A 23949-nucleotide genomic window follows, 5' to 3' on the forward strand; every position below is an offset into this window, starting at 1 on the left:
GAGGAGTTGATCCGGTCATGCAGTGTCCGAAGTGTCACGCGATGATGCACACCTACAACCGCAACGGCGTCCAGATCGAGCAGTGCAGCGGCTGCCGCGGCATCTTCCTCGACTACGGCGAGCTGGAGGCGCTGACCCGCCTGGAGTCCCAGTACACGGCACAGCAGTACGGCCAGGTCCCGCCGCCCGCCGCGCCGCCGGCCCCGTACCCGGCCCACGCGGCTCCGGCCCCCGCCTGGGGCGCCCCGCAGCACGGCGGCCACGGACACGGGCACGGCCACCACCACGGTCACCACAAGGGCGGATTCGGCCGGATGCTCTTCTCCTCCTGAGCGCGTCAGGCACCCGGGGAACGCGGAAGCCCCGGCCGTGGGAACGGCCGGGGCTTCCGGAGGTGGTGCGCGATACTGGGATTGAACCAGTGACCTCTTCCGTGTCAGGGAAGCGCTCTCCCGCTGAGCTAATCGCGCGGGACCGCGGTGCGAAACCGCAGGTGGTGCGTGTACTGCGTGCGCGATACTGGGATTGAACCAGTGACCTCTTCCGTGTCAGGGAAGCGCTCTCCCGCTGAGCTAATCGCGCGGGGATCCTTGCGGATCAGTGGACGATACTGGGATTGAACCAGTGACCTCTTCCGTGTCAGGGAAGCGCTCTCCCGCTGAGCTAATCGTCCTTGGAGGTGGAGACGGGATTTGAACCCGTGTAGACGGCTTTGCAGGCCGTTGCCTCGCCTCTCGGCCACTCCACCATGGAGCTGCAGGGGTTCTCGGGAAGAAATCCCCCACTTCGAGCGGACGACGAGACTCGAACTCGCGACATCCACCTTGGCAAGGTGGTGCTCTACCAACTGAGCTACGTCCGCAGGTCACCGTGTTCGCTCCGGGGTTTTTCCCCTTCGCTCCCTGGCGACGTGTTGAACTCTAGCGGATTCCCGGGCCAGCTCAAAAACGCGTTTCCGCAGCGTGCTGCGGCCCGATCACCGCCGGTCACCCGGCGGCCACCCCACCGGCGCCGAGGCGTCACCGGTCATAGACTCGCAGCCGTGCACGACCTGCCTCCCCTGGCCCGCTTCGGCGGCCTCCTCGCGACCGACCTCCGTGACGTCACCGGTGACCCCTCGGCCCTCGACTCCTCGGGCTTCTGGGCGGTGACCGCAGACTTCGAAGGCCGGCTGGTCTGCGCGCGCTTCGGGGACGTGCGTCCCGACCCCGTCCCGGCCCCCGTGCCCGGGGCCTGGTCCGGTCCGGCCGCCGACCGCTGGTCCTCCTCGCTCGACCGCGCCGCGTACGTCGCGGGCGTGCGCCGGATACGCGCGTACATCGAGGCGGGGGAGGTCTACCAGGCCAACCTCTGCCGCGTGATGTCCGCGCCGCTGCCGGACCCCGCGCGGGCCGACGTGGACGCCCTGACCGCCCTGCTCGCGCGCGGCAACCCCGCCCCCTACGCAGGAACGATTCGCCTCCCGGCCCACGGCGTGGAGATCGCCAGCGCCTCCCCCGAGCTCTACCTGAGCCGCCACGGCCGGCGCATCGAGTCCGGCCCGATCAAGGGCACCGGCCGCACCGCGGCCGACCTGCTGCCCAAGGACCACGCCGAGAACGTGATGATCGTGGACCTGGTCCGCAACGACCTCGGCCGGGTCTGCTCGACCGGCTCGGTCACCGTCCCGGAGCTGTGCGCCGTCGAGGAGCACCCCGGACTCGTCCACCTGGTCTCCACCGTCAGCGGGGAACTCGCCGAGGGCGCGGGCTGGCCGGAGCTGCTCGCCGCCACCTTCCCGCCCGGCTCCGTCACCGGCGCGCCCAAGTCCTCCGCCCTGCGGATCATCGACGAACTGGAGACCGCCCCACGCGGCCCCTACTGCGGCGGCATCGGCTGGGTGGACGCGGACCGGGGCACCGCCGCCCTCGCCGTCGGCATCCGCACCTTCTGGATCGACCGCACCGCCCCCGGCGGCCCCCGCCTGTGCTTCGGGACCGGAGCCGGCATCACCTGGGGCTCCGACCCCGAGCGGGAGTGGGCGGAGACCGAGCTCAAGGCGGCCCGGCTGGTCGCGCTAGCGTCGGGGGTGCGAGAGCCGGGCCCGCTCGGGGCCCGCGACCTGAGCGGAGGAACCGTACGGTGAGGATCTGGCTCGACGGAACACTGCGGGACGACCACGACGCGAAGGTGTCCGTACTCGACCACGGGCTCACCGTGGGCGACGGCGTCTTCGAGACGGTCAAGGCCCAGGACGGCACCCTCTTCGCGCTCACCCGCCACCTGGACCGGCTGACCCGCTCGGCCCGCGGACTCGGCCTGCCCGACCCCGACCTCGACGAGGTGCGCCGCGCCTGCGCCGCCGTGGTGGCGGAACACCCCGTGCCGCTCGGCCGGCTCCGGATCACCTACACCGGCGGCCCCTCCCCGCTCGGCTCCGAGCGGGGCGACGGCCGGCCCACCCTGACCGTCGCCCTCGGGGAGACCGCCCGCCGCCCGGACACCACCGCGGTGATCACCGTGCCCTGGGTGCGCAACGAGCGCTCCGCGGTCGCCGGCCTGAAGACCACCTCCTACGCCGAGAACGTGGTCGCCCTGGCCCGCGCGCACGGGGAGGGGGCCTCGGAGGCCCTCTTCGCCAACACCGTCGGCCGGCTCTGCGAGGGCACCGGCTCCAACGTCTTCGTCGTCCTCGACGGCGAACTGCACACCCCGCCCCTGAGCTCGGGCTGCCTCGCCGGCATCACCCGGGCGCTGGCCGTCGAATGGACCGGCGCCAAGGAGACCGACCTGCCCTTCGACGTACTGGAGCGCGCGGAGGAGGTCTTCCTGACCTCGACCCTGCGTGACGTGCAGGCCGTCCACCGCGTCGACGGCCGCACCCTGGCCGCGGCCCCGGGCCCGGTCACCGCCAAGGCGATGCGGATCTTCGAGGAGCGGGCCGCCTCCGACATCGACCCCTGAGCGCAGCCGGCGGGCACGGCCCGTAGCCACGGCGCCCCGGGGCGGGTAGAACTCGACGGATGACCACCACGCTGCGGCCCTCGGGGCCGCTCCGGCAGAGCGCGGACGGTGCCCGCTCGCGCCCCTACGAGGTCCGCGTCAACAGCAGGCGCGTGGGGGCGCTGCTGATCGCCGCCGACACCCCCTTCGGGCCGACCGTCGGGGAGATCCGCGACCTGGCCATCGACGAACGCGACCGCCTCCGGGGCCGCGCCACCGTCGCGGCGCTCGCCGCCGAGGAGGTGCTGCGCGGCTGGGGCTGCCGCCGGGTGCGGATCCGCGTACCGGCCGGCTCGCCGGGCGGGCTGCGGCTGGCCGCGGCCCTGGGCTACGTCGAACAGGGCCGCAACATGGCCAAGGACCTCCCGCCCGAGCCGCCCGCCCCCTCGGCCGGGGTGCGGGGCCGGCCGATGACGGCCGACGAGTACGCCGCCTGGGACGCGGTGGCCCGCGAGGCGTACGCGGCCAGCTGGACCGCGCGGGGCATGGACCCCGAGGCCGCCCGCAACAAGGCGCGGGCCGACCACGACGCGCAGCTCCCGCGGGGCCTGGACACCCCGGGGGCGACCTTCACCGTCCTGGAGGCGGACGGCGCCCCCGTGGGGCACGTCTGGGTCGCCGGGGACGGGGAGGGTGCGTACGTCTTCGACGTCGAGGTCGCCGCGGAACACCGGGGGCACGGCTACGGGCGCGACCTGATGCTCCTCGCGGAGCGCGCCGCCCTGGCCGCGGGGCACCACCGCCTCGCCCTGCACGTCTTCGCCGCCAACACCCCGGCACTGCGCCTGTACGAGTCCCTCGGCTACCGGACCACGCACGTCAACTACGCGAAGGAGCTGATCTAGGAGCCGGCGAGCAGCCGGTCCGCGATCTCCTCGATGCGGGCGCGCAGGCCCTCCTGGCTCTTGCCGCCGTCGAGACGCTCGCCGTCGATCACGTAGGTCGGGGTGCCGGTCACGCCGATGGCCTTGCCCTCGGCCTGGTCGGCGTCGACGATCAGGATGTGCCGGCCGTCGATCAGGGCGGTGTCGAACTCCTCGGCGTCCAGGCCGAGTTCGCGCGCCACGTCCAGCAGGACGGCCTCGCCGCGCTCACCGAGCTCCGCGGTGCGGGCCAGGACGGCCTCCGCGTACGGCCAGCCCTTGCCCTGCTCCGCGGCCTCCTCGGCGGCCTGCGCGGCGGCGAAGGCGTGCTTGTGCTTCTCCAGGGGGAAGTGGCGCAGCCGGATGTCCAGCCGGTCGCCGTAGCGGGCCCGCAGGGCGCGCACGTCGTCCAGAGCGCTGTTGCAGTCCGGGCACTGGAGTTCGCACCAGACGTCGAGGATCACGGAATCGGTCATGCGGACAGTCTCCCAGACCCCTCGGGGAGGAGACCGACCCCGAGATGTCCCGGAGATCCGCTCCGCGGGAGCCCGGGGCGTGGCCCCGACGGCACCCGCCGGTGCAGGATGGAAGGGACAGATCGCCCGTCCGCCCAGGGTCGGAGGACCGCATGCTCGCCGAAACCATCTGCTCCGCGGTGTCCGCCGCGGGACTGGGCATCGCCGCGGTGACCGCGTACCGCAGGCGCTTCCTGACCGCCACGCGCATCGCGGCCTACTCGCTGGTGCCGGTGGGCCTGGTGATGACCGGCGTGGTGCAGTGGCTGTCCGGGATCGTCTTCCAGCCGTCCGTCTGGATCGGCTTCGGGCTGCTGGGCCTGGCCTGGCTGCTCCTCGTGACCACCCGGGCCGTGGAGCGCCGCCGCTCCGGCGAGGAGCGCGGGTCCGCGAAGGCGGCCCGGGGCGGTGCGGCCCGGGAGGCCGTGGCCCCCGCCGCCTCCGCACCCTCCCTCGGCACCGGCCCCGGCACCCGTACCGGCTCCGCGCCGGCCGCCGCCGCACCCCCGGCCGAGGACTTCTCCGACATCGAGGCCATCCTCAAGAAGCACGGCATCTAGCAGCCGGAAGGGGGCGGGCCTTAGCGCACGCGCGGCCGGATGCGGGGGAGAAGCGGCGGGGAACCACCTGAACTGACGAGAGAGGGCGGGCTCCGGCCCCCCGAATGGCGTGTTGAGGGCCGATCGGGGACGCGCTGCGCGATCATCGCCCCGACATGCTCGACACATCGCAGGACGAGCCGCAGGCTCTCCCTTCCGTCGCCGAGGTCCCCCTCGCCCGGGCCGCCGTCCCGCCGGCCCCGCTCGCCCCCGAGGGGCGCGGCTGCCTCTTCGCCCTGTCCCAGCCCCCTTTGATGATCTTCCTAGGGGTGATCGGGGCCCTGCTGCTGTTCGCCGCCGTCCACGACCTGTACCTGCTCTGAGCCCTCCGGGTGGGAGTCGGCCTCCTTGCGGCGCGCCCGGTACGCGGCCACGTGCAGCCGGTTCCCGCAGGTCCGGCTGTCGCAGTAGCGGCGGGAGCGGTTGCGGGACAGGTCCACGAAGGCCCGTCGGCAGTCCGGCGCCTCGCACCGGCGCAGCCGCTCCTGCTCCCCGGAGACCACGATGAAGGCGAGCGCCATGCCGCCGTCCGCCGCCAGGTGGTCGCCCACCGAGGCACCCGGTGCGAAGTAGTGCACGTGCCAGTCGTAGCCGTCGTGGTCGGTGAGCTGCGGGGTGGTGCCCGCGGTGGCGACCAGTTCGTTGATCAGTGCCGCCGCCGCACGGGAGTTCGGTGCCGCGAAGACCTGGGCGAACTTGCCGCGCACGGTCCGCACGCCCGCGAGGTCGCGGGCGCCGAGCTCGCCGACGTCGCTGATCGCGTGCTCCTTGACGAAGCCGCGCAGCGCCGCGACGTCGGACAGTCCGTCCGGCTGGTCCGGTTCGGCCGCGGTGTTCACCAGCGCGACGACGACGTCGAGCGCGCGACGGGTGTCGTGGGGGATCTGCACGGGGTCGCTCCCTGGAGGCCGGCGTTGCGGCGACGGACCGCCGCCGCCGCTGGGGGGCCGACTCTAGCGGTTACCTTCCCGGGCGGGCCCAAGCACACCGGCGCCGTTCTCGCGGTCGGCTTCCGCGAGAACAGCGCCGGCACTGCCGTATGTGGTTGTCCGACCCGCACCGTCGCCCCGAGTCGGACGGTGTCGAGCGGCTGTAGGCCTGGCTCAGCTTTCGGCCAGGATGTGGGAGAGCTCCTTGTCGAGGTCGAAGTGCCGGTGTTCGGTCCCGGGTGGGACCGCGGCGTCCGTCCGCTTGAGGAACGATTCGAGGGCTCGGGCGGGTGCTTCGAGCAGCGCTTCTCCCTCCGGTGAGCTCAGGGCGATGCACACGACGCCCTGACCGTGGCTGCGGGACGGCCAGACGCGGACGTCGCCGGTTCCGGTGGGCCGGTGGAGGCCCTCTGCGAGGAGGTCGCGGGCGAATACCCATTCGACCGTCTCCTCGGCGCCGGTGTGGAAGGTGGCGTGCACGGCGTAGGGGTCGGCCGTGTCATACCGCAGGCCCGCGGGAACAGGCAGTGAGGACTCGCTCGACACAACGAGGCGCAGGTGCAGCTCGCAGCTGACCGTGGTGTTCATAAGCGCCAGGGCCTTTCGCTCAGTGTGCGCTCGGGGATTCGCACGTCGGCGAAATCGACATGCCACCTACGGTGCCGTTGTAAACCCCTCTGACCGTTTTGCGGACCTCTGGGTCCCTCGAACGGCGGATCCAAAGCGGCATTCACGTGTGCTTCCGGCTCCGGTAGATTCGGGGCCATGGATACGGGGAGTGACCGAGGGACCAATGAGTCCGCCACCACGGAACCGGCCGCCGAAGAGACGCCGCACGTCTCGAAGGCGCCCGCGTTCATCAAGGCCAACCGCAGCCTGCACCTGAGCTGGCAGGTCGGCGTCTTCATCGTCGGCCTGGCCGTCATCGGCGCGGGCATCGCCATGCTCGTCCTGCCCGGCCCGGGCTGGGTGGCGATCTTCGCCGGCCTGGCGATCTGGGCCACCGAGTTCGCCTGGGCCCACCTCGTCCTGCGCTGGACCAAGCGCAAGGTCAGCGAGGCCGCGCAGAAGGCGCTCGACCCGAAGGTGCGCCGCCGCAACATCATCCTCACCAGCGTCGGCCTGGCCGTCGCGGGCGCGCTGATCGGCTTCTACCTGTGGAAGTACGGCCTCACACTGCCGTGGGACCTGAAGGACCAGTGACCGTCCGGGGATGGTCACGGAGCACCGCTGACATGCGGTAATGTTTGCGGTGCGTCCGGGCGATTAGCTCAGTGGGAGAGCACTTCGTTCACACCGAAGGGGTCACTGGTTCGAACCCAGTATCGCCCACCCGGAGCACAGGCCCGGAGACTCGGAAGAGTCTCCGGGCCTCTGTCGTATCCGCCCGTATCCGCCCGTATCCGAACCGGCCCCGGCCCCGCCCCCCCGTCAGCGGAGCCGGCCGATGGCCTCCCGGAGCCTGCGGGCCTCGCGCAGCCGCTTCTCGTACGTGGCTCCCACCAGCAGCAGGAGCAGGCCCGCCAGCGCCGGGGGCAGCCAGCGCGGCAGCGCCCCGACCACCTGGACCACGTACGGGGCCAGCTCGTGCACCGCCACCGCCGCCAGCGTCGCGCCGCCCAGCAGCAGCGGCGCCCGCAGCCCGCGGTGCGCCCCGCCCAGGGTCAGGGCCAGCGCCGCCAGCCCCAGCAGGAGCGGGCGCGGCCAGTACGCGTCCCCCCAGACCGCCACCAGGCTCGGCAGCAGGGTCGCCGCCAGCCCCGGACCGTACGCCGCCCAGGACGAGGCCGCCGGGTCCCGGCGGCGCCGCACCAGTCCCACCGCCAGGGCCAGCGCCGACACCGGCAGCGTGTACGCCTCCGGCGCCGTCACCCCCGACGCGCCCAGCCGCACCCACGAGGCCGCCACGAACAGCGCCCCCGCGGCCCAGCCCAGCGCCCGCCGCTCCCGCCGCACCGCGGCGCCCGCGCACAGCACCCCGCCCAGCGCGAGGACCAAGGCCAGCACCGGCCGGTCGCCGGCCGCCAGGAGCACCGCGAGCCCCCCGGCCGTGGCCGCCGCCAGCTCGGCCGGAACCCGTACCGGACCCAGCCGCGGCGCGAGCCCCACGACCAGGGCCGGGACCAACAGCACGGCGACCGCCCGCCACGGGACGGCGAGCCCCGCCAGCGCGCCCAGCGCCACCGCCGTCGCCGTCGCGAACCCGACGGCGCACACCGCCCCGCCCGCCCGCACGGGCCGCAGGGCGGGCCCGTACGCCGCCCCCAGCGCGGCGCCCGCCCCCAGCAGCCCGAAGGCCGCGAAGGTGGCCAGGCGGCCGTCCAGGGCCGTCAGGGACACGTACAGGGCCCCGGCGGCCGCGCACCCCGCGGCCGTGAAGGCGGCGTCCCGGCCCGTGGCCCGCAGCGCCCCCGCCCCGGCCGCGGCCGTCACCGCCAGCTGCGCCGCGAGCACCGCCGCCACCGGCAGCCCCGCCACCACCGGCGCCACGAACAGGGCCGCCCCGGCGCACACCGCCGCCGCCGTCCGGGCCTCCCGGCGCGGCAGCACCCCGGCCGGCGACGCGAGCGCCCCGGCCGCCAGCAGCAGCGTCACCACGTACGGGATCCCCTGCCCGCCCCCGGCCGGCCGCGGGGTCGTCGCCGCCCACACCTCGCGCAGCGCCCCCAGCCCGGGGAGCAGCGCCCCCGCCACCACCGGGACCGCCACCAGCACACCGAGGGCGGACACCGCCGCCCCGGCGCACAGCAGCCCCCGGCGCACCGGCTGCGGCAGCCGGCCCGCCCGCGGGACCGCCACCAGCAGGGCCGGCGCCACCGCCACCCGCACCGCCACCGCCCACCCGGAGACCGGCCCGGCCGGGACCAGCGCCCCGACCGCCGCCACCCCCGCAAGGCCCCCCGCCACGGCCGCCGCCCAGGCCCGCGGCTCGCGCCAGGCCACCGCCACGCCCAGCAGCGCCCCCGCCGCCAGCAGCCCCGCCGGACCGGCCGCGCCGGGCGCGCCGAGGGAGAGCGCCAGCCCCGTCGACAGGGCCAGTGCGGCGAGCAGGGCCCCGGCCGCCCCCGCGGGCAGCCGTACCGCCCGTCGGGACACCGCCGTCGCCAGCGCCGCGTCCAGCGCGGCCGTCGCCAGCAGCGCCCAGCCGCCCGCCAGGGGCCCCGCCCCGGTGACGGCCGCCGCCAGCGGCAACGGCAGCTGCGCCGCCGCCACCGCGGCCGGCAGCGGCAGCCGCAGCCCGGGCAGCGCGAGCCCGTACCCGGCCCAGAGCCCCGCCAGTACGGCCGCCGCCCCTGCCGCGTACACACCGCCGTCGGTGCCGGGGAGCCCCACGGCGTGCAGGGCGTAGGCGTCCAGCACGGTCAGCAGCAGCGCCACCCCCGCCACCGACTCGGCCGTCGAGCGCAGCCCGCGCCGCAGCAGCGCGGCGGGCGCGGCGAGCGCCGCCGCCGTCAGCAGGGCCAGCACTGCGGAGCGCCCCCCGATGCCCAGCGAGCCCCAGCTGACCAGCGTGAAGGCGAGCGCGGCCACGGCGAGCAGCACCGCGCCCAGGGTCAGCAGCACGTTCTGCGCGCTCGGGCCGGTCGACGGCGGCCCCCCGGGGGTCACCGGAGGAAAGGCCGGCGCCACGGCCGGCGCCACGGCCGGTGCCTGCTGCCACAGCAGTCGCACCAGCCACTCCCGACGGGTCAACAAATACATGCGCCGGGCGTCGAGTCGGGCCAGCTCACGGTCGATCAGCGCCAGCTCCTCGGCGGGCGGCAGGGGCGTGTCCATAGCCGGAGTGTGGTGCCCGTCACTCCCTCAGGACATGGGCGTGCGTACTCAGATCGGCGCTGAGTACCCCCGGGCGCCAAAACCCGCGACGGCCGGACGCGGACCCCGCCGCCGGGCCAGACTGGGGCCATGCCGCGCTGGACGCACCACCGCTTCCGCGACGTGTGGGACCTCGACGCCCCGCCCGCCCTCGTGTTCGCGCGGCTGGAGGACCCCGCGCACTACCCCCGGTGGTGGCCCCAGGTCCGCCGGGTCCGGGCGGTCGACGAGCACACCGGCAGCGCCGTGATCCGCTCCGCCCTCCCGTACGGGATCCACATCACCCTCACCGGGCTGCTCCGCGACCCCGAGCGGGGCGTCCTGGAGGCGGCGGTGCGCGGGGACCTCGAAGGCTGGGCCCGGTGGACCGTGCGCCCGCGCGCCGCGGGCCCGCAGACCACGCGCGCCGTCTACGAGCAGGAGGTCGAGCTGCGTGCGGCCCCGCTGCGGCGGTTCGCGCTCCCCGGGCGTCCGGTCTTCCGGCTCAACCACGCCCTGATGATGCGGGCCGGGCGGCGCGGTCTCGCGGCCCTGCTGGAGGCCGAGCGGGAAGCGGTTTGAACAGACCCCGAGGCTCTTGTATTGTTCAGTCCGTTCCCGGGCGATTAGCTCAGCGGGAGAGCACTTCGTTCACACCGAAGGGGTCACTGGTTCGATCCCAGTATCGCCCACCGGGACAGGCCGGTCCGTCACTGACGGACCGGCCTTCCGCATGTACGGGACGTGCGGGCCCTACGCGGCCTGCGACACCTCCGGGCGCAGCGGCCAGTGCGGATCCACCGACTCCGGCGTGCCCTGCCGGGTGAACCACGCCTGGAGCCCGCGCGCCTGTGCCGCGTGCCACACGGCCTGCAGCGCGTGCAGTTCGGCCGGCGTCAGCCGCTCCAGCCGGCCCGCGAAGCGCCGCCCGACCGCCCGGACCAGCTCCAGCGAGGCCATCGCGTCCGCCGTCGCGTCGTGCGCGCCCTCCAGCTCTATCCCGTAGTGCGCGCACAGGTCCGTCAGCGTCCGGCGGCCCTTGCGGTAGCGGTCCAGGTGCTTGTCCAGCACCCGCGGGTCCAGCACCGTCAGCGGCCGGTCGTCCAGGTACCGGGCCAGCGTCGAGGCCCGGTGCCGGCGCAACTCCCGGTCCAGCAGCGTCAGGTCGAACGGCGCGTTCATCACCACCACCGGCCGCCCCGCCACCTGCTGCTCACCGAGCGCCCGGGCTATCTCCTCCACCACCGGCGCCGGCCAGCGGCCGTGGCGCTGCAGGTGCTCGTCGGTCAGCCCGTGCACTTCCGTGGCGCCCGGCGGCACCGGGATGCCGGGATTGACCAGCCAGCGGGTGGAGCGGACCCGGCCGCCCGCACACTCCTGCACGACGAGCGCGGCGGACACGATCCGGTCCTGCTCGACGTCCACCCCGGTGGTCTCCGTGTCGAATGCGGCCAGCGGGCCCTCGTACCAGCGTGTCATGGCGAACTCCTCGTCCCCGATCGACAGATGGGGCGCACCCGGGCACAACCGCCGCGGAACGTGCCACCTTGCCGAAGCGGTGATACCCGGGCCGTTTGCCCCGTACGCCGTTTGCGGGCAGCCGGGTGCGGAGACAACTTCCCTGGGGGGTCGTACGCATGACCGGTCGTCACCCCCGTTCCCGCTCACGGCAGAGCCCGGAAGGCATGGGGAGCCGGCCATGGCGCTCGCACAGCCCGAACCGGGCGGGCTGCCGCACGGACCGACCGGACCGCTGCGCGGCACGCTCGCCACCACCGCCTGCATGGAGACCCTCCAGGTGGGATACCTGCACGCCGTCGCGGCCGCGGCCGGCTGCTCGCTGTCCCAGCCCTTCCCGGACAACGGCATCGACTGGCACGTCAGCCACGGCGCCCCCGAGCACGTCGTCGACGACGAGGTGACCATCAAGGTGCAGCTCAAGGCGACCTACCAGATACCGCCCCGGCCGGCCGGGCCCACCTTCGGCTTCACCCTCGACAACGAGCACCTGGTGAAGCTGGCGCGGACGCCCGTCGCCGTCCACAAGATCCTCGTCGTGATGCTCGTACCGCGGGAGCGGGAGCAGTGGATCGGCGCCGGGCACGACCGGCTCGACCTGCGGCACTGCTGCTACTGGACCAACCTCGCCGGACACCCCGTGACCGGCCGGCGCCGGACCACCGTACGGATCCCGACCACGCGGATCTTCGACGACCGGGCGCTGTGCGAGATCATGACCCGGGTCGGGTCGGGAGGGACACCCTGATGCACTGGCACTCGCCCCACCTCGAACCGCTGCCGCCCCCGGAGCTCTCCCCTGGCACGCCCGATCCCGCCCAGGTCGACCCGCAGGTGCTCGGGGCACTGCTGCACCGGCACGGGTGGCTGCGGCGCGGCGGGGCGGCGGGCCGGTACGGGCGCTGGACGCCGCCCGGCCGCGCCGGGACCAGCCTGCTCGTCCCCGAGAGCCGCGGCTTCCCCGACTGCGCCGACCTGCTGGAGGAGGCGCTCACCGCGCTCTCGCGCAGCGGGCTGGCCTCGGCGCGGGAGGTGCTGTTCGGGCTGAGCGTGCCCAGCGACGAGATCCGCTGGGAGCGCGAGATACCCGTCGGGCCCTACGGGTACCAGGGCGAGGCCGCCTGGACCGTGCAGGAACAGCTGCGCTCGGCGGCCCGCCGGCTGCTGCTGGCCGGCGCCCTCGCCGACCGCGCCCGCGCCGGGTACTACGGCGCCCGCCACCGCGCCCAGGCCGAACGCGTCCTGGACGGGGTGCTGGTCGGGCCCTCGCCGGGCGGGCGCCGGCTCACCGCGTACGTGCCCGTCGACGGGGGCCGGGGCGTGGTGGCCCGGCTGCACCAGGCCCTGCACGCGGCCCGGGAGGCGGTGGACTACCAGCGGGCCACCGGCGGGATGGAGGCCTTCGACGCCGCCGTGGCCGCCGGGGTCAGCCGGGAACTCGCCGACGCGCTGATCGCCCTCGTACGGGGTTCCGAAGGGGCCCGGATCGTGCTGGCCTGGGCCCCGGCGGCCGGGGTCCCCGCCGGCTGCGCGGCGCGGCCCGAGCCGGTGGAGTTCTCGCCCGGTGACCTGCCGGTGCTGCGGGAGGCCGCCGCCCGCTACACCCGCGAGGAACCGGCGGTCCCGGTACGGCTCGCGGGGGCGGTGGTCCGGATGCGGAGGGCCGCGGCGGGCGGCGGGGGCACGGTCCGGCTGCGGGTGCTGGCGGGTGCGGAGGTCCCGTACGTACGGGCCGCGCTCGACGAGGAGGCGTACCGGACCGCGGGCCACGCCCACCTGGTGGGCCTGCCGGTCCGGATGAGCGGGCGGCTCCAGCGCCGGGGCGGCTTCCGCCGGCTGACGGATGCCACGGACGTGACGCCCGTCCCCCTGGACGAGGTCGAACGGGACCGCCTGATGAAGTCGCTGGACGACGGCTTCGAGCCCGCGGACGTCCTGCCCGCGGACGACGACCGCGACCGCGAGGACTAGGACGGGGCCGGGGCCGGGCGGGTGAAGGAGGCCATGGTCAGCCCCGGGACCGGGAAGAAGTCCGCGCCGCGGACGAAGCCCAGGCGTTCGTACAGGGTCACCGCGGGGGTGTTGGCCGCGCCCGTGGTGACCTCCACGGTCCGGTCCGCGAAGAGCTCCGTCAGGGCGTGCCCCAGCAGCAGCGAGGCGATGCCGCGGCGGAACCACGCCGGGTCCACGCACAGCCGGTCCAGCGAGACCGCCCCGCCGGGCGCCGCCTCCCAGGCCAGGAACCCGGCGAGCGCGCCGTCCCCGGACACGGCCCCCAGCCAGTGCAGCGGCCGCGCCCGCAGCTGCGCGAGGCTCTCGCCGAGCGCGGGGATGCCGTCGAAGCCGATCAGCCGCGCCTCCACGGCGTAGGCGGCGCGGCCGATCCGGTGCACGGCCCCGGCGGTGGCGTCGTCGGTCAGGTCCAGCGGGCGGACGAGCGGGTTCGGCACGGGGCGGATTCCTCCGGTCGGCGTTGGGCGGGCGCGGCCCAGGGTAGCCAGCGCGCGCGGGCGGGCCGTAACCGTTTAGCGGCGCGGCCTCTCGGCTCGGTACGATTCAGGCGCGCAGTGTTCGCTCGCGCATCCCTTGAGTCAGGAGTGACCGGTGTCAGACGTCCGTGTGATCATCCAACGCGATTCCGAGCGGGACGAGCGCGTGGTGGCCACGGGCACTACGGCGGCCGAGCTCTTCGCCGGCGAGCGCACCGTCGTCGCCGCGCGCATCGCGGGCGAACTGAAGGACCTCTCGTACGAGGTGGCGGACGGCGAGACCGTCGAGCCGGTGGAGATCTCCTCCGAGGACGGCCTGAACATCCTGCGCCACTCGACCGCGCACGTGATGGCGCAGGCCGTGCAGGAGCTGTTCCCCGAGGCCAAGCTGGGCATCGGCCCGCCGGTCCGCGACGGCTTCTACTACGACTTCGACGTGGCCAGGCCCTTCACCCCCGATGACCTCAAGGCCATCGAGAAGAAGATGCAGGAGATCCAGAAGCGCGGCCAGCGCTTCGCCCGCCGCGTGGTCACCGACGAGGCCGCCCGCGAGGAGCTCGCCGACGAGCCGTACAAGCTGGAGCTCATCGGGATCAAGGGTTCGGCGTCGACCGACGACGGCGCGAACGTCGAGGTGGGCGGCGGCGAGCTGACCATCTACGACAACCTCGACGCGAAGACCGGTGAGCTGTGCTGGAAGGACCTCTGCCGCGGTCCCCACCTGCCCACCACCCGCAACATCCCGGCCTTCAAGCTGATGCGCAACGCGGCCGCCTACTGGCGCGGCAGCGAGAAGAACCCGATGCTGCAGCGCATCTACGGCACCGCCTGGCCGTCGAAGGACGAGCTGAAGGCGCACCTCGACTTCCTCGCCGAGGCCGAGAAGCGCGACCACCGGCGCCTGGGCACCGAGCTCGACCTGTTCTCCGTACAGGACGAGATCGGCTCCGGCCTGGCCGTCTTCCACCCGCGCGGCGGCGTCATCCGCCGGACCATGGAGGACTACTCGCGCAAGCGCCACGAGGAAGAGGGCTACGAGTTCGTCTACACCCCGCACGCCACCAAGGGCGCCCTCTTCGAGAAGAGCGGCCACCTGGACTGGTACGCGGAGGGCATGTACCCCCCCATGCAGCTCGACGGTGGTACCGACTACTACCTCAAGCCCATGAACTGCCCGATGCACAACCTGATCTTCGACGCGCGCGGGCGCTCCTACCGCGAGCTGCCGCTGCGCCTCTTCGAGTTCGGCACCGTGTACCGGTACGAGAAGTCCGGCGTCGTGCACGGCCTGACCCGCTCGCGCGGCTTCACCCAGGACGACGCGCACATCTACTGCACCAAGGAGCAGATGGCGGAGGAGCTCGACCGCACGCTGACCTTCGTGCTGAACCTGCTCCGCGACTACGGTCTGACCGACTTCTACCTGGAGCTGTCGACCAAGGACCCGGAGAAGTTCGTCGGCTCCGACGAGGTCTGGGAGGAGGCCACCGCGGTCCTCCAGTCGGTCGCCGAGAAGCAGGGCCTTCCGCTGGTCCCGGACCCGGGCGGCGCCGCGTTCTACGGCCCGAAGATCTCGGTCCAGTGCCGTGACGCCATCGGCCGCACCTGGCAGATGTCGACCGTGCAGCTCGACTTCAACCTGCCGGAGCGCTTCAACCTGGAGTACACCGGCCCGGACGGATCGCGCCAGCGCCCGGTCATGATCCACCGCGCCCTGTTCGGCTCGATCGAGCGGTTCTTCGCGGTGCTGCTGGAGCACTACGCGGGCGCCATGCCGCCGTGGCTGGCCCCGGTCCAGGCCGTCGGCATCCCGATCGGCGACGGGCACGTGGAGTACCTCCAGGAGTTCGCCGCCGAGGCGAAGAAGCAGGGGCTGCGGGTCGAGGTGGACGCCTCCTCCGACCGCATGCAGAAGAAGATCCGCAACCACCAGAAGCTCAAGGTCCCCTTCATGATCATCGTCGGTGACGAGGACATGGCCGCGGGCACCGTCTCCTTCCGCTACCGCGACGGTTCGCAGGAGAACGGCATCGCGAAGGACGAGGCCCTGGCCAAGCTGGCGAAGGTGGTCGCCGACCGCGTGCAGGTCTGATTCACGGCGCTACGGCAGTCGGCGGGCCCCCGGGAAGCGATCACTTTCCGGGGGCCTTCCTTGTACGCCGGGACGAGGTCATATGCTGCGTCCTATGACGATTGAGCCGGAGCAGCAGATCGGTGTGGGTACGCAGGACGCGTTCCAGCGTCTGTGGACGCCCCACCGGATGGCCTACATCCAGGGGGAGAACAAGCCGACCGGCCCGGAGGCCGGGGACGGCTGTCCCTTCTGCGGGATTCCGGAGATGTCCGACCAGGACGGCCTGATCGTGGCCCGGGGCGAGCACGTCTACGCCGTGCTGAACCTCTACCCGTACAACGGCGGCCACCTGATGGTCGTGCCGTACCGGCACGTCGCCGACTACACCGAGCTCGACGGCCCCGAGACGGCCGAGCTCGCGGACCTCACCAAGCGGGCCATGGCCGCGCTGCGCAAGGCGTCCGGTGCGCACGGGTTCAACATCGGCATGAACCAGGGCGCGGCCGCCGGCGCCGGCATCGCCGCGCACCTGCACCAGCACATCGTGCCGCGCTGGGGCGGGGACACGAACTTCATGCCGGTGGTCGGCCACACCAAGGTCCTGCCGCAGCTCCTGGCCGACACCCGCCAGATGCTCGCGGACGCCTGGCCGGTCGACTAGCCGACCGGCCCCGGGCCCCCGGCGCGGCCTAGGCCCCGCGGGCCGCGCGCCAGTCGGCCACGGCGGCGTCCACGTCGAACTCGGTGAGGTTCAGGGGAGGTCCGGGCGGCGGCCTGAGCAGAGCCGCGCGGATCTTCTCGTTGACCTCCGTGAGGACGGCCCGTACCTGACGTTCGGTGCGGGCCTCCCGGACCTTCTCCAGGGCGTCCTCGGCCTCCTTGCGCAGCGCGAGCGACGGGGGCAGCGGGGAGAAGCCCTCGCGGTGCAGTTTCCCCTTGATCCACCAGAGCTCGTCGTAGGGCGCGTCCAGGGAAGCCATCGGCTTGCCCCAGCCCGGCAGCTTCTCGAACTCGCCGCGGTCGGCCGCTTCCCGAATCTGCCGGTCCACGAAGGACTCGAAGCTGACACCGGGCGGCTTGCGCTCGGTCATGGTGGCTCCTCCCCGGGTCGGATCCGTCTCCTCCAGCCTACCTAGGCGTCGTAGACGTCGGCCCTGCGCGGAGCGGGCTCCTGGATCAGGCCGCTCATGATCGAGGAGCGGTTCGTGAAGCGGTCCGTGTCGACGCCGTTCTCCTCCAGCACCTTGAACGCCGCCGCGTGCACGGCGCGCAGGACCGGGGCCACCGTGCGCAGCGCGTCGTCCGCCATGAAGCGGTGGCGCCACATGGTGCCGGCCCAGACGTGCCGCAGGCCGAAGGGCTCGGGCAGGACCAGCTTGCCGCCGAAGTACTCCAGGAGCGGCGGGTACCAGGTCAGCGGGGCCCGCACGGCCAGCCGTACGACCTCGCTCGCGTCCACCAGCGGCAGCGGGCGCTCCACCGTCTCCCAGAAGCGGACGGATTTGGGGACCTCTATGACCGGGGCCTTGGACTTGGTGGTGAACAGGCCGTGCACCGGGCCGAGGGCGTGGGCGGTGACGTCCACGCGCAGGGTCTTGTAGAGCACGGTCACGGTGACCAGCATCGTGATCACGAGCTGGCCGTCCCAGAGCGGGTACTGGATGCCGAGGTAGTGCCGGTTGCCCGCGCTGAACTGCTGCTCGTTGCAGATCCGGGTGATCTCGTGCGGCTTGACCAGGAAGGTGTCCACGTCCTCGCCGGTGGGCCGGGCGACCTCCCCCGCGCCCTCGCCGACGGGCGTGACGATCCAGTGCTGGATGGAGGCGGCCGGGAAGCCGCCGGTGTGCAGCGGGCCCCGCTCCAGCTTGCGCAGCTGGGCGTCCATCGCGCGTATGACGTCCCAGCTGCGGAAGGGGTGGATCTCCGCGCCCTCGTTCTTCGGGGTCAGCTCCTCGGCCATCTGCCAGCTGCCCCAGCGGGTGCCCATGCCGAGGATGCCCTTGGGGCCGGCGTAGAAGACGGAGTTGCTGCGGTCCTCGGCGGTCAGCTTCGCCAGCTGGTGGCGCAGGTCCTCGCGGGCCTTCTCGTCCGGGTTGCCGGGAACCGCGTCCGGGATCTTGGCGGCGACCCCGCCGCCCCCGAGCAGGCCGTCCCAGCGCGAGCGCAGGTCGGCGGCGGTGCTCTCGCAGATCCGGCGGGCCAGGAACCAGCCCAGCGCGGGGGCGACCAGCGAGCCGAACAGGTACAGCTCCAGCACGCCGCTGCCCGGCGCCCGGTAGACCACCCGGTAGAGCAGCACCGCGGCCACGAGGACGACGCCGACCAGCAGGGCGGTCCCGATCCAGGTGCTCTTCTTGCCCTCGCCCTTGGCCAGGGTCTTGCGCAGCTGGAAGAGGCCGAGCCACAGCAGCAGTCCGGGCAGGAACACCACGCCGCAGACCAGCATGATCAGGCGCAGCTTGCGGTCGCGTTCCTTGCGGATGCGGGAGGCCGCCAGGCAGTGCTCGACGACGGTCTGCGGGTCGGCGCCGAAGGACTGGATGAGCGGCTTGCGGCCGGGGGAGAGGGTGCGGGCCTCCACGGCCCGGCAGAAGGCCTCGCCGAGGTTGGGCTCGAACAGGGAGATCTTCGGGGGCTTCACCGAAGCCGGGTGGTTCTCGCTGTTGGCCCCGAGTATCGAGGACAGCGCGGTGTCCTTGCCGCCGTCGCGGTACGCGGCGGAGGCGAGCGCGTTGGTCGCGGCGGTCTGGCCGCCGCCCCCCTGGAGGGGAATCTGTGCCCCGGGCCTGAAGTCGAAACCGTCGTCCGCCACCGCTGCCCCCATCGCCGTGCCACTGTGCTCTTTGTCGTGCCGCTGTAGTCGTTGCCGTAGTCGTTGCAGTGGTCGTGCCCCGTCGTGCCGTCCGCCGCGCCGAAAAGCCTATCGGCGGACACCGCCCCATGGTCATGGGACAGGGAAATGCCGCCCACCGCAAGCGGGTCGGGTGGGCGGCGGAGGTGACGTTATGTCAACTGGTTTCCCTTCTCGGCCTGTTCGCGCACCTTGTCCGCGAGGTGGGGCGGCATCGGCTCGTGGCGGGCGTAGGCGCGGCTGAACCGGCCCGTGCCGTGCGACACGGAGCGCAGCTCGACGGCGTACCGGCCGATCTCGATCTCCGGGATCTCGGCCCGCACCCGGGTGCGGCCCGCCCCGGCCTGCTCGGTGCCCACCACGCGGCCCCGGCGGCCCGCGAGGTCGCTCATGACCGGGCCGACGTAGGCGTCGGGGACCTGTACGTCCAGTTCCGCGACGGGTTCCAGGAGGTGGATGGGGGTGTCGGCGGCGGCCTCCCGCAGGGCGAGGGCGCCGGCGGTCTGGAAGGCGGCGTCGGAGGAGTCCACCGAGTGCGCCTTGCCGTCGCGCAGGATGATCCGTACGTCGACCAGCGGATAGCCGGCCGCGATGCCCCGGGCGGCCTGGGCCCGTACGCCCTTCTCCACGGACGGGATGAACTGGCGGGGCACGGCGCCGCCGACCACCTTGTCGACGAACTCGATGCCGCTGCCCGGCGGGAGGGGCTCGACCTCGATCTCGCAGATGGCGAACTGGCCGTGGCCGCCGGACTGCTTGACGTGCCGGCCGCGGCCGGTGGCCTTCGCGCCGAAGGTCTCGCGCAGGCTGACCTTGTGCGGGACGGGGTCGACCTGGACCCCGTAGCGGGTCCGCAGCCGCTCCAGGGCGACGTCCTGGTGGGCCTCGCCCAGCGACCACAGGACCAGCTGGTGGGTGTGCGGGTTCTGCTCCAGCCGCATCGTGGGGTCCTCGGCGACGAGCCGGGCCAGGCCCTGGGAGAGCTTGTCGTCGTCGGCCTTGCTGTGGGCCTCGATGGCGAGGGGGAGCAGCGGGTCCGGCATCGCCCAGGGCTCCATCAGGAGGGGGGAGTCCTTGGCGGAGAGGGTGTCGCCGGTCTCGGCGCGGGTGAGTTTGGCCACGCAGGCGAGGTCGCCCGCGATGCAGGTGCCGAGGGTGCGCTGCTGTTTGCCGAAGGGGGAGGTGAGGGCGCCGACGCGTTCGTCGACGTCGTGGTCCTCGTGCCCCCGGTCGGCCAGCCCGTGACCGCTGACGTGCACGGTCTCCTCGGGGCGCAGGGTGCCGGAGAAGACGCGGACCAGGGAGACGCGGCCCACGTAGGGATCGGAGGAGGTCTTGACGACCTCGGCGAGGAGCGGGCCGGCCGGATCGCAGGTGACGGCGGGGCGCGGGGAGCCGTCCGGGGCGGTGACGGTGACGGGGGCGCGTTCCTCGGGGGTGGGGAAGCCGCCGGTGATCAGTTCGAGGAGTTCGACCGTGCCCAGGCCCTGACGGGCGCCGTCGGCGGCGGGGGCGGCCATCAGGACGGGGTGGAAGGTGCCCCGGGCGACGGCCCGCTCCAGGTCGTCGATCAGGGTCTTGACGTCGATGTCCTCGCCGCCGAGGTAGCGGTCCATGAGGCTCTCGTCCTCGCTCTCGGCGATGATCCCCTCGATCAGCCGGGAGCGGGCGCCGTCGATCAGCGCGAGCTCGGCGGGATCGGGGTCGCGCTCGGCGCGTTCGCCGGAGGAGTAGTCGTACACCCGCCGGGAGAGCAGGCCGATCAGGCCGGTGACCGGGGCGTGGCCGTCGGGTCCGCGGGCTCCGTACAGCGGCAGGTAGAGCGGGACGACGGCGTCTGGGTCCTCGGCTCCGAAGGCCTCGCCGCAGGCGGCGGCCGTCTCCGAGTAATCGGAGCGGGCTGCCTCCACATGGGTGACGACGATGGCGCGGGGCATGCCGACCGCCTCGCACTCCTCCCAGACCATGCGGGTGGCCCCGTCGATCCCGTCGGCGGCCGAGACGACGAAGAGGGCCGCGTCCGCCGCGCGCAGACCGGCCCTGAGTTCGCCGACGAAATCGGCGTATCCGGGGGTGTCCAGGATGTTGATCTTGATGCCGGCCCATTCGACGGGGACCAGGGAGAGCTGGACGGAGCGCTGGCGGCGGTGCTCGATCTCGTCGTAGTCCGAGACCGTGCCCCCGTCCTCGACCCGTCCGGCCCGGTTCACGGCCCCCGCGGTCAGGGCCAGGGCCTCGACGAGGGTGGTCTTCCCGGCGCCGCTGTGGCCGACCAGCACGACGTTGCGTACGGACGAGGGGCGGTCGGCCGTCAGTGCCCTGCCGGCGGCTCCGGCTTGGTGTGATGTGGCTCCCATGCTGCTCGTGCCTCCTGGTGTCGCGGTGAGGAGGGTGATCGGGGTCCTTCGAGCTTTGCACCGGTGTCACACTGCGTCCATACGTCGTACCGGCGGCCGTCCGGAGCGTGACGGTGGCACGGCGGCCGGATTGCGCGGCGCGAACCGGTGGGTGCGCGGCGTGACGGGCCCGGGGCGCTGGCTACGATGGGCCAGCCGGTGGCCGATGTGGCCGCGCGGCCCAGCGACCCTCCGGGAAGGCCATGCTGAACAAGTACGCGCGTGCATTCTTCACGCGTGTTCTCACGCCGTTCGCCGCGTTTCTCCTCCGTCGGGGGGTGAGCCCGGACGCGGTCACCCTCATCGGCACCGCCGGAGTGGTGGCCGGAGCGCTGGTCTTCTTCCCCCGGGGCGAGTTCTTCTGGGGCACGATCACCATCACCCTCTTCGTGTTCTCCGACCTGGTGGACGGGAACATGGCCCGCCAGGCCGGGGTCTCCAGCCGGTGGGGCGCCTTCCTCGACTCCACCCTCGACCGGGTGGCCGACGCGGCGATCTTCGGCGGCCTCGCGCTCTGGTACGCGGGCCACGGGAACGACAACGCGCTGTGCGCCGTGGCGATCTTCTGCCTGGCCAGCGGCCAGGTGGTCTCGTACACGAAGGCCCGGGGCGAGTCGATCGGGCTTCCGGTCGCCGTCAACGGGCTCATCGAACGCGCCGAGCGACTGGTGATCTCCCTGGTCGCGGCCGGCCTGTCCGGGCTCCAGACCTTCGGCGCCCCCTCCTGGATCGGCGTGCTGCTGCCGATCGCCCTGTGGGTCGTGGCGGCCGGCTCGCTCGTCACCCTGATCCAGCGGGTGGTCACCGTACGCCGAGAGGCCGCCGAGGCGGACGCCGCGGCGGCGGCCGGGTCCGAGGGCGGTACGGCCTGATGGGCAAGGCACAGGACAAGCTCGTCGACGGCCTCTACGGGCTCGGCTGGGCCGGCGTCAAGAAGCTCCCCGAACCGGCCGCGGTGGCCCTCGGCCGCAAGATCGCCGACGTGGCCTGGAAACGGCGCGGCAAGAGCGTGCTGCGCCTGGAGTCGAACCTGGCCCGGGTGGTGCCGGACGCGACCCCCGAGCGGCTGCGCGAGCTCTCGCACGCCGGCATGCGCTCGTACATGCGCTACTGGATGGAATCCTTCCGGCTGCCGACGATGGATCCGCGGCGGTTCAGCACGGACGTCCGCTTCCAGGACGAGAACCTCCTGCGCGAGGCCCTCGCCACCGGGCGCGGGGTGATCGTGGCCCTGCCGCACCTGGCCAACTGGGACCTCGCGGGGGCCTGGGCCATCGGCCACATCGGGACCCCGTTCACCACGGTCGCCGAGCGGCTCAAGCCCGAGTCGCTCTACGACCGCTTCGTGGCCTACCGCGAGAGCCTGGGCATGGAGGTCCTGCCGCACAGCGGCGGCGCCGCCTTCGGCACCCTGGCCCGGCGGCTGCGCTCCGGCGGCATGGTCTGCCTGGTCGCGGACCGGGACCTGTCGGCCTCGGGGGTCGAGGTGGACTTCTTCGGCGCCAAGGCCCGGATGCCTGCGGGGCCGGCCCTGCTGGCCCAGCAGACCGGCGCCGTCCTGCTCCCGGCGACCCTGCACTACGGCGACACCCCGGTGATGTACGGCCGGATCCACCCCGAGGTGGAGGTGCCCGGTACGGGTACGCGCACCGAGAAGACCGCGGCCATGACCCAGGCACTGGCGGACGCCTTCGCCTGGGGCATCGCCGCCCACCCGCAGGACTGGCACATGCTGCAGCGCTTGTGGCTCGACGACCTGGAGGAGCGCCCGTAGTGAAGATCGGCATCGTGTGCCCGTACTCGTGGGACGTGCCGGGCGGCGTCCAGTTCCACATCCGTGACCTGGCGGAGCACCTGATCCGCCTCGGCCACGAGGTGTCGGTCCTGGCGCCGGCCGACGACGAGACCCCGCTGCCCCCCTACGTGGTCTCGGCGGGACGGGCGGTGCCGGTGCCCTACAACGGGTCGGTCGCCCGGCTGAACTTCGGCTTTCTCTCGGCCGCCCGCGTGCGCCGCTGGCTGCACGACGGCGTCTTCGACGTGATCCACATCCACGAGCCCGCCTCGCCCTCCCTCGGGCTGCTGTCCTGCTGGGCCGCCCAGGGCCCGATCGTGGCCACCTTCCACACCTCCAACCCCCGCTCGCGGGCGATGATCGCCGCGTACCCGATCCTCCAGCCGGCGCTGGAGAAGATCAGCGCCCGGATCGCGGTGAGCGAGTACGCCCGGCGCACGCTGGTGGAACACCTCGGCGGGGACGCCGTGGTCATCCCCAACGGCGTCGACGTGGACTTCTTCGCCAAGGCCGACCCGAACCCCGACTGGTCCGGTCACACCCTCGGCTTCATCGGCCGCATCGACGAACCCCGCAAGGGCCTGCCGGTGCTGATGGCCGCCTTCCCGGCCATCGTCGAGCAGTGCCCGGACGTACGGCTGCTCGTCGCGGGCCGGGGCGACGAGGAGGAGGCCGTGGCCTCCCTCCCCGCGGAACTGCGCTCCCGGGTGGAGTTCCTCGGCATGGTCTCCGACGAGGACAAGGCGCGCCTGCTGCGCAGCGTGGACGTCTACGTGGCCCCCAACACCGGCGGCGAGAGCTTCGGGATCATCCTGGTCGAGGCCCTCTCCGCCGGGGCGGCCGTCCTGGCCTCGGACCTCGACGCCTTCGCCCAGGTACTGGACCAGGGCGCGGCGGGCGAGCTCTTCGCCAACGAGGACGCGGGCTCACTGGCGACGGCCGCCGTCGCCCTCCTGCGCGACCCGGCCCGGCGCGCGGAGCTGAGCGCCCGCGGCTCGGCCCACGTACGGCGTTTCGACTGGTCGACGGTGGGCGCGGACATCCTGGCCGTCTACGAGACGGTCACCGACGGCGCGGCCGCGGTCGCCGCCGACGAACGCATCCCCCTCCGCACCCGCCTCGGCTTCTCGCGGGACGGCTGAG

Annotated in this window: 24 protein-coding genes and 7 tRNA genes; 17 read left to right on the top strand and 14 right to left on the bottom strand. The window is 73.5% G+C overall.

What is annotated here, in order from left to right; genetic code table 11:
* Positions 1 to 17: 17 nt before the first annotated feature.
* Positions 18 to 332 carry a TFIIB-type zinc ribbon-containing protein gene (locus SLAV_RS29660; protein WP_030233827.1) on the top strand — a complete coding sequence of 105 codons (315 nt, stop codon included), beginning with the start codon at positions 18 to 20 and terminating at the stop codon, positions 330 to 332.
* A gap of 63 nt (positions 333 to 395) precedes the next feature.
* On the opposite strand, the gene SLAV_RS29665 is transcribed toward SLAV_RS29660, so the two are convergent.
* The 5 genes from SLAV_RS29665 to SLAV_RS29685 all read right to left on the bottom strand — a co-directional run bounded on the left by SLAV_RS29665 (position 396) and on the right by SLAV_RS29685 (position 862).
* Positions 396 to 470: transfer RNA gene (locus SLAV_RS29665), tRNA-Val, on the bottom strand.
* Between the two features lie 40 nt (positions 471 to 510).
* Positions 511 to 582 (bottom strand) — tRNA-Val (locus SLAV_RS29670).
* Positions 583 to 601: 19 nt separating this feature from the next.
* Positions 602 to 673: transfer RNA gene (locus SLAV_RS29675), tRNA-Val, on the bottom strand.
* Position 674: 1 nt separating this feature from the next.
* Positions 675 to 748: transfer RNA gene (locus SLAV_RS29680), tRNA-Cys, on the bottom strand.
* 41 nt (positions 749 to 789) lie between these two features.
* Positions 790 to 862 (bottom strand) — tRNA-Gly (locus SLAV_RS29685).
* Between the two features lie 180 nt (positions 863 to 1042).
* On the opposite strand from SLAV_RS29685, the gene SLAV_RS29690 reads away from it, so the two are divergent.
* The 3 genes from SLAV_RS29690 to SLAV_RS29700 are packed head-to-tail and all read left to right on the top strand — an operon-like array spanning position 1043 to position 3827.
* Entirely contained in the window at positions 1043 to 2125 is a 1083-nt protein-coding gene (locus SLAV_RS29690; protein WP_030233830.1) for a chorismate-binding protein, read from the top strand.
* The gene (locus tag SLAV_RS29695) at positions 2122 to 2943 is read left to right on the top strand and encodes an aminotransferase class IV (protein WP_030233833.1); all 822 of its coding nucleotides are present in this window, start codon (positions 2122 to 2124) and stop codon (positions 2941 to 2943) included. The genes SLAV_RS29690 and SLAV_RS29695 overlap by 4 nt, the downstream gene beginning before the upstream one ends.
* Positions 2944 to 3002: 59 nt before the next feature.
* Positions 3003 to 3827 carry a GNAT family N-acetyltransferase gene (locus tag SLAV_RS29700; RefSeq protein ID WP_030233835.1) on the top strand — a complete coding sequence of 275 codons (825 nt, stop codon included), beginning with the start codon at positions 3003 to 3005 and terminating at the stop codon, positions 3825 to 3827.
* Here the strand turns inward: SLAV_RS29700 and SLAV_RS29705 are convergent.
* Complete coding sequence (locus SLAV_RS29705) at positions 3824 to 4321, bottom strand: DsbA family protein (RefSeq protein WP_030233838.1); 498 nt, start codon at positions 4319 to 4321, stop codon at positions 3824 to 3826. The two genes, SLAV_RS29700 and SLAV_RS29705, sit on opposite strands and share 4 nt — an antisense overlap.
* 152 nt (positions 4322 to 4473) lie before the next feature.
* On the opposite strand from SLAV_RS29705, the gene SLAV_RS29710 reads away from it, so the two are divergent.
* Both SLAV_RS29710 and SLAV_RS29715 read left to right on the top strand, forming a co-directional pair.
* The gene (locus SLAV_RS29710) at positions 4474 to 4920 is read left to right on the top strand and encodes a hypothetical protein (protein ID WP_030233840.1); all 447 of its coding nucleotides are present in this window, start codon (positions 4474 to 4476) and stop codon (positions 4918 to 4920) included.
* Positions 4921 to 5075: 155 nt separating this feature from the next.
* Entirely contained in the window at positions 5076 to 5282 is a 207-nt protein-coding gene (locus tag SLAV_RS29715; RefSeq protein WP_030233843.1) for a hypothetical protein, read from the top strand.
* Here SLAV_RS29715 and SLAV_RS29720 read toward each other — a convergent pair.
* Positions 5223 to 5849 (bottom strand): CGNR zinc finger domain-containing protein, encoded by a 627-nt coding sequence (locus SLAV_RS29720; protein ID WP_030233845.1) that lies wholly within the window; start codon positions 5847 to 5849, stop codon positions 5223 to 5225. The two genes, SLAV_RS29715 and SLAV_RS29720, sit on opposite strands and share 60 nt — an antisense overlap.
* A gap of 213 nt (positions 5850 to 6062) precedes the next feature.
* Entirely contained in the window at positions 6063 to 6476 is a 414-nt protein-coding gene (locus SLAV_RS29725) for an SsgA family sporulation/cell division regulator (protein ID WP_030011909.1), read from the bottom strand.
* Between the two features lie 177 nt (positions 6477 to 6653).
* Between SLAV_RS29725 and SLAV_RS29730 the strand changes: the two genes are divergently transcribed.
* Both SLAV_RS29730 and SLAV_RS29735 read left to right on the top strand, forming a co-directional pair.
* On the top strand, positions 6654 to 7091 hold the full coding sequence (locus SLAV_RS29730; protein ID WP_030233849.1) for a TIGR02611 family protein: 438 nt from the start codon (positions 6654 to 6656) through the stop codon (positions 7089 to 7091).
* Positions 7092 to 7148: 57 nt separating this feature from the next.
* Positions 7149 to 7220, top strand: a tRNA-Val gene (locus SLAV_RS29735).
* A 99-nt stretch (positions 7221 to 7319) separates the two neighbouring features.
* Here the strand turns inward: SLAV_RS29735 and SLAV_RS29740 are convergent.
* Positions 7320 to 9665 (bottom strand): SCO7613 C-terminal domain-containing membrane protein, encoded by a 2346-nt coding sequence (locus tag SLAV_RS29740; RefSeq protein ID WP_030233851.1) that lies wholly within the window; start codon positions 9663 to 9665, stop codon positions 7320 to 7322.
* A gap of 129 nt (positions 9666 to 9794) precedes the next feature.
* Between SLAV_RS29740 and SLAV_RS29745 the strand changes: the two genes are divergently transcribed.
* Positions 9795 to 10265, top strand: coding sequence for an SRPBCC family protein (locus tag SLAV_RS29745; RefSeq protein WP_030233853.1), 471 nt, complete (start codon positions 9795 to 9797; stop codon positions 10263 to 10265).
* Positions 10266 to 10303: 38 nt separating this feature from the next.
* Positions 10304 to 10375 (top strand) — tRNA-Val (locus SLAV_RS29750).
* Between the two features lie 61 nt (positions 10376 to 10436).
* Here the strand turns inward: SLAV_RS29750 and SLAV_RS29755 are convergent.
* The gene (locus SLAV_RS29755; RefSeq protein WP_030233855.1) at positions 10437 to 11162 is read right to left on the bottom strand and encodes a 3'-5' exonuclease; all 726 of its coding nucleotides are present in this window, start codon (positions 11160 to 11162) and stop codon (positions 10437 to 10439) included.
* 220 nt (positions 11163 to 11382) lie between these two features.
* Here SLAV_RS29755 and SLAV_RS29760 point away from each other — a divergent pair, with 220 nt between their 5' ends.
* Positions 11383 to 11949, top strand: a complete 567-nt coding sequence (locus SLAV_RS29760) for a DUF4365 domain-containing protein (protein ID WP_030233857.1) — start codon at positions 11383 to 11385, stop codon at positions 11947 to 11949.
* Entirely contained in the window at positions 11949 to 13172 is a 1224-nt protein-coding gene (locus SLAV_RS29765; RefSeq protein ID WP_051841146.1) for a hypothetical protein, read from the top strand. The genes SLAV_RS29760 and SLAV_RS29765 overlap by 1 nt, the downstream gene beginning before the upstream one ends.
* Here the strand turns inward: SLAV_RS29765 and SLAV_RS29770 are convergent.
* Positions 13169 to 13651 (bottom strand): GNAT family N-acetyltransferase, encoded by a 483-nt coding sequence (locus SLAV_RS29770; RefSeq protein ID WP_030233863.1) that lies wholly within the window; start codon positions 13649 to 13651, stop codon positions 13169 to 13171. The two genes, SLAV_RS29765 and SLAV_RS29770, sit on opposite strands and share 4 nt — an antisense overlap.
* Before the next feature lie 154 nt (positions 13652 to 13805).
* On the opposite strand from SLAV_RS29770, the gene thrS reads away from it, so the two are divergent.
* Positions 13806 to 15782 carry a threonine--tRNA ligase gene (gene thrS, locus SLAV_RS29775; protein WP_030233869.1) on the top strand — a complete coding sequence of 659 codons (1977 nt, stop codon included), beginning with the start codon at positions 13806 to 13808 and terminating at the stop codon, positions 15780 to 15782.
* Between the two features lie 82 nt (positions 15783 to 15864).
* Positions 15865 to 16425 (top strand): HIT family protein, encoded by a 561-nt coding sequence (locus tag SLAV_RS29780; RefSeq protein ID WP_030233872.1) that lies wholly within the window; start codon positions 15865 to 15867, stop codon positions 16423 to 16425.
* A 28-nt stretch (positions 16426 to 16453) separates the two neighbouring features.
* On the opposite strand, the gene SLAV_RS29785 is transcribed toward SLAV_RS29780, so the two are convergent.
* From SLAV_RS29785 to SLAV_RS29795, 3 genes are all read right to left on the bottom strand, one after another.
* A complete protein-coding gene (locus SLAV_RS29785) occupies positions 16454 to 16855 on the bottom strand; it encodes a DnaJ family domain-containing protein (protein ID WP_030233874.1) in 402 nt (133 codons plus the stop codon).
* Positions 16856 to 16896: 41 nt separating this feature from the next.
* Positions 16897 to 18588 (bottom strand): AbeC-like domain-containing protein, encoded by a 1692-nt coding sequence (locus SLAV_RS29790; protein WP_037687759.1) that lies wholly within the window; start codon positions 18586 to 18588, stop codon positions 16897 to 16899.
* Positions 18589 to 18767: 179 nt separating this feature from the next.
* On the bottom strand, positions 18768 to 20972 hold the full coding sequence (locus tag SLAV_RS29795) for an elongation factor G-like protein EF-G2 (protein ID WP_030233881.1): 2205 nt from the start codon (positions 20970 to 20972) through the stop codon (positions 18768 to 18770).
* 242 nt (positions 20973 to 21214) lie between these two features.
* Here SLAV_RS29795 and pgsA point away from each other — a divergent pair, with 242 nt between their 5' ends.
* From pgsA to SLAV_RS29810, 3 genes are read left to right on the top strand one after another with little or no spacing between them, the layout of a single operon-like run.
* Positions 21215 to 21883, top strand: coding sequence for a phosphatidylinositol phosphate synthase (gene pgsA, locus SLAV_RS29800; protein WP_030233883.1), 669 nt, complete (start codon positions 21215 to 21217; stop codon positions 21881 to 21883).
* The gene (locus tag SLAV_RS29805) at positions 21883 to 22785 is read left to right on the top strand and encodes a phosphatidylinositol mannoside acyltransferase (RefSeq protein ID WP_030233884.1); all 903 of its coding nucleotides are present in this window, start codon (positions 21883 to 21885) and stop codon (positions 22783 to 22785) included. Before pgsA ends, SLAV_RS29805 begins: the two co-directional genes overlap by 1 nt.
* Positions 22785 to 23948: a glycosyltransferase family 4 protein gene (locus SLAV_RS29810; RefSeq protein WP_030233886.1), complete on the top strand. Its 1164-nt coding sequence runs from the start codon at positions 22785 to 22787 to the stop codon at positions 23946 to 23948. Before SLAV_RS29805 ends, SLAV_RS29810 begins: the two co-directional genes overlap by 1 nt.
* The last annotated feature ends 1 nt before the right edge of the window (position 23949 follow it).

Source organism: Streptomyces lavendulae subsp. lavendulae (assembly GCF_002803845.1).
Lineage (GTDB): Bacteria > Actinomycetota > Actinomycetes > Streptomycetales > Streptomycetaceae > Streptomyces > Streptomyces lavendulae.